The sequence below is a fragment of the Rubrivirga sp. genome, assembly GCF_049648075.1.
In the GTDB taxonomy this organism is placed as follows: Bacteria; Bacteroidota; Rhodothermia; order Rhodothermales; family Rubricoccaceae; genus Rubrivirga.
Window position 1 is genome coordinate 1 of the sequence record NZ_JBARYR010000763.1, and the last position, 4,813, is coordinate 4,813.

General features: G+C 70.6%; 2 protein-coding genes. Both read left to right on the top strand.

All coding sequences use genetic code 11. The features are described from left to right. Positions 1–452 precede the first annotated feature (452 nt). Complete coding sequence (locus tag WBA11_RS20180) at positions 453–2,861, top strand: ABC transporter permease (protein ID WP_424522426.1); 2,409 nt, start codon at positions 453–455, stop codon at positions 2,859–2,861. A gap of 62 nt (positions 2,862–2,923) precedes the next feature. Next, positions 2,924–4,813: ABC transporter permease (locus tag WBA11_RS20185; RefSeq protein WP_424522427.1), on the top strand; the 1,890-nt coding region annotated here is incomplete at its 3' end.

Consider the following 4,813-nt stretch of genomic DNA (forward strand, 5'->3'; position numbering starts at 1 on the left):
CCCAGGCCCTGCGCGCGGCCACCGCCGACCCCGTCCGCGCGCTCCGCGCCGACTAATCCGCCCTCGAGGGCGAGTCCATTCGTCGATTGACGATCGGAGGGTTGGCGAATGAGCACCCGGTCCGACCTCGAGGACGCAGCAGGCACCCCTCGGCACCTTGCGCATCGTCTTCGAAGCCGCCACCCCGCCTCGAGGAGGTACCGCTACTGCTGCGGCCTCGAGGTCGCGCACGGCATGCTCCCTCGAGGGAGCTCTCGCGATAGCGGGTGAGGGTGTCCGGCCTCGAGGACGGCCTGCAACCTCGAGGGCAGACTGTGCGGTGCCGCTCGGCAGGTGTGCGCGTCCGCACAGCGAGACCCGTCGCTGAGGCCTCAGGCGTCGGTACCAGGGATGGCACGGCCCTTGGTCCCTGGCAAGCACCGAACCGGAGGCCCACGCCCCCCCTTGCCCTGATGATCCGCTCCGTTCTCCGCGATACCGCCCGCAACCTGCGCCACAACCGCGGCTTCGCGCTCCTCAACGTCGGCGGGCTCGCGCTCGGCATGGCGTGCGTCATCTTGATCGCGTTGTTCGTTCGTCACGAGACGCAGTTCGACACCTTCCACGAGCGGGCCGACCGCGTCGTCCGGATGGACCTGGACGAGATCGAGGGCGGTGAGACCGAGCACCGGGCGAGCACGCACGGGCTCCTGGCGCCCGCCCTGAACGCCTCGATCCCCGAGGTGGAAACGGCCGTCCGGCTCCTTCCCGGCCGGCCCATCTTCGAGGTCGGCGGTGAGGTGTTCCAGCCCGGCCGGGTCTACTACGCCGATCCCGGGGTCCTCGACGTGTTCTCGTTCCCACTCGTCACGGGGGACCCGGCGACGGCCCTGGCGGACCCCGGCCGGATCGTCCTCACCGAGACGACCGCGCGCACCCTCTTCGGCCGGACCGACGTGGTCGGCGAGTCGGTCGTCTCCGGCGCCAACACGCTCACCGTGAGCGGCGTGATGGCGGACGTGCCGTCGCAGTCGCACCTCCAGTTCCACGCCATGGCGTCGCTGGCCACCCTCGAGGACCCGGGCTTCTACTACACCTGGCGCACCTCCGCCTTCCTCACCTACGCCCTGCTGCGCGAGGGCGCCGACCTCGAGGGGCTCGACGCAAAGCTCACCGCGCTCCTCCAAGCCGAGATGGGCGACATCTTGGCTGAGGAGGACTACACCCTCGCCCTCCAAGCGACGCCCCTCGAGGACGCGTACCTCTACTCTGAGCACGACGCGGGCGACGTCCAGGGGAGCCTCCAAGTCCTCCAGATCCTGGGCGCGATCGCCCTGTTCGTGCTGCTGATCGCCGGCGTCAACTTCACCAACCTGGCGACGGCGCGGTCGATGGACCGGGCGCGAGAGGTCGGCGTGCGCAAGACGCTGGGCGCGGGGCGAGCGGGCTTGGCGGCCCGGTTCCTCATCGAGGCCGTCGTGCTGTGCCTGCTCGCCTTTGGGCTCGGGCTCGTTCTCGCGGCGGTCGTTCTCCCCGGCTTCGAGACCCTCACGGGCAACGAGCTCGCCTTGGCGGACCTCGGCGTGTGGACACTCGGCCTAGCGGGCCTGGCCGTCGGCGTGGGACTCGTGGCCGGCGCGTACCCGTCGCTCGTACTGAGCGGCTTCCGCCCGGCCGACGTCCTCAAGGGCCGCTTCGCGACCGGCGCGCGGGGGGCCACTTTGCGCCGTGGCCTCGTCGCGGTCCAGTTCACGGTCTCGATCGCGCTCATCGCCGCGACCGTCGTGGTGTTCTCTCAGATCGACCACATGCAGTCGCGCGACCTGGGCATCGACCTCGATGGGGGCGGCACGCAGCTTGTCGTGTTGCCCTTCGAGGGCGGCGACCCGATGAACCCGTTCGGCGAGAGCGACGCGGCGACGGGTAGCGAGGCGACGCGCCAGCTCGTCGCGCTCCCGGGCGTGACCGGCGTGACGTCGTCCAGCTCCGCGCCCACCGGCGGGCACAACGTCGCCGGCGGCGAGCTCGAAATGGCCTCGGGCGAGACCGAGGACTTTCTGGCCACGATGTACATGGTGGACTCCAGCTTCGTGGACGTCTACGGGTTGGAGATCGTCGCCGGCGCCGCGCCGGGTGCCGCGACCATGTCCGACTCGGTCGCGGCGTACGTCTTGAACGAGACGGCCGTGCGCGAGGCGGGCTACCCCTCGCCCCAGGCCGCTTTGGGCGCGGGCGCGGAGTTCTGGAGCGGCCCGGGCGTGGTCGTCGGCGTCGTGCGCGACTTCCACGTCGAGGGGTTGCAGACGGCCGTCGAGCCCCTGGCGCTGGTGGCGTCCGACATGCTCCAGAGCGTGCTCACGCTCCGCGTCGGGACCGCCCGGCTCCCCCAGACGCTCGACGCGATCGACGCGATCTGGCCGGACCTGGTGCCCTCGAGGCCGTTCACCTACAGCTTTCTGGACGAGGACTTCGGCGCGCAGTACGCCGCCGAGCAGCAGTTCAGCCGCGTCCTGGGCGCGCTCTCGGCCCTGGCGATTCTGATCGCGTGCCTGGGCCTGTTCGGGCTCGCGGCCTACGAGGTCTCGCTGCGGTCCAAGGAGATCGGCGTGCGGCGCGTGCTGGGCGCGACGGTGGGGCAGATCGTGGTCTTGCTGAGCCGCAACGTGGTGGCTCTGGTCGCGGTCGGTGCGGTCATCTCTGTCCCGCTCGTGCTTTGGGGGATGTCGCGTTGGCTCGACGGGTTCGCGTACCGCATCGAGGTCGGCTGGATGCCGCTCGCGCTCGCCGGAGCGCTCGTGCTGGCCGTCGCGCTTGTGACGGTCGGTACCCAGGCGTTCCGCGCCGCCGTCGCCGACCCCGTCCGCGCGCTCCGCTCCGAGTAACCCGCCCTCGAGGACGGGCCGCTGAACCTGAACCGACTCCCGACCTCGAGGTCGCCTCCGCCATGCTGAAGAACTACCTCCTGGTCGCCCTGCGGTCGCTTCGGCGTCAGAAGGGCTACGCCGCTCTCAACGTGGTCGGCCTGGCCATCGGCCTGACGTGTTGCCTGCTGCTGTTCCAGTACGTCGCGCACGAGCGCAGCTTCGACAGATTCCACGAGAACGCGGACTCGATCTACCGCGCCACGCTCGACCTCGAGGACGAGGGAAGCGACCCGCGCACCGTCGCCCTCAACGGATCTGGATTGGCAGCCGTCCTCGAGGACGGCGTCCCCGAGATCGTCCAGACGGCGCGAGCACACAACGTGTGGAAGGCGGTGGTTTCCGATCCCGAGCGGCCGGCGCAAGCCTTCGAGGTCGAGGACGCCTTCTGGGTCGATCCGGCGTTCCTGCAGATGTTCTCGTTCCCCCTCGCGAGCGGCGACGCCGCGACAGCGCTGACCGAGCCGGGCACCGTCGTCCTGTCGCGGGAGATGGCCGAGACAACCTTCGGCAGCGCCGATGTCGTCGGCCGCGTCCTCGATGTGCTGGCCTTCGGGACACGGTTCGAGTCGCGCGTGGTGGGCGTCCTCGAGGACGTGCCGGCCACGTCGCACTTGCGGTTCGACGTGCTGCTCCCGATGGCCGACGTCTTGGGCACGCCGCAGTACGCGACGGGCGACGGGTGGGGGTTCTCCAACTTCTACACCTACGTCCAGCTCCGTGATGGAGCCGAGCATGGGGTCGCGAGCGCGAAGGCTGCGGCGGCGTTCGAGCAGGTCCGAGGCGACGCCTTCCGTGAGTCTGGGACTCAGGCCATGCTGGGCCTCCAGCCCCTCGCCGACGTCCACCTGAATGACGCCGTCGAGGCGCCGGACGCGGTCGCGGGGAGCTACCGGACGGTCTCGTTCTTCACCCTCCTGGGCCTCGCGACGCTAGTGATCGCGCTGGTGAACTACGTCAACCTGGCGACGGCGCGGGCGGCGGGCCGAGCCCGCGAGGTCGGCGTGCGGAAGGCGGTGGGCGCCCAGCGCGGGCAACTGGTGACGCAGTTCTTGACCGAGTCGGCGCTGACGAACGTCGTGGCGCTCGTGCTGGCGCTCGGGCTCGCGGCCGTGCTCCGCCCCACCGTAAACGCCTTGGTCGGCGCCGAGCTGTCGACGGCACTGTGGACGAGCCCGTGGCTGTGGGGCACCTTCGCACTCACCTTCGTCGCAGCAACCGTGCTCGCAGGCTTGTACCCGGCGTTCGTCTTGTCGTCGTTCCGTCCGGTGACGGCGCTTCGAGGACGGCTGGGCGACTCGGGCGGACAGTCGGGCCTGCGGCGCGGGTTGGTGGTGGTCCAGTTCGCGGCCTCGGTCGCGATGGTGGCCGGCGTGATCGTGGTGTCGATGCAGGTCTCCCACATGCGCGACCTCGACCTGGGCGTCAACACCGAGCACGTCGTGGTCATCCCCGCGCCCCGCGTCCGCCCCGACGGCGCCAACCGCGCGTCCGACCTCGACGCGTTCAAGAGCGCGCTCGCCGAGATCCCATCCGTCCTCGAGGTCGCGGCGTCGCAGACCGTTCCGGGACAAGGCCACAACATGGGCACCGACGGCATCCGTCTCGACGGCTCGGACCAGTCGGTCCGGGGCTCCATCACCGACGTCGACGCCGACTTTGCCGGTCTGTACGACCTGACACTCGTCGCTGGCCGCGCGTTCGACGGACTCCCGGCGCCCCTCGAGGGCGAACCGGTCCCGGTCCTGGCGACCGCGTCGATGGTCGCGACGCTCGGCTTCCCCGACCTCGAGGCCGCGCTCGGAGCGGGCGTGACCCTGAGCGGTCGCGATGCCGAGATCGTCGGCGTCCTCGAGGACGCGCACTGGTCGTCGGCGCACCAAGCGCGGGAGGATGCGTTCCTGGCATTCAAC

Coding starts and splice junctions, on each gene's coding strand:
- WBA11_RS20180 (WP_424522426.1), top strand. CDS start 453: ATGATCCGCTCCGTTCTCCGCGATACCGCCCGCAACCTGCGCCACAAC.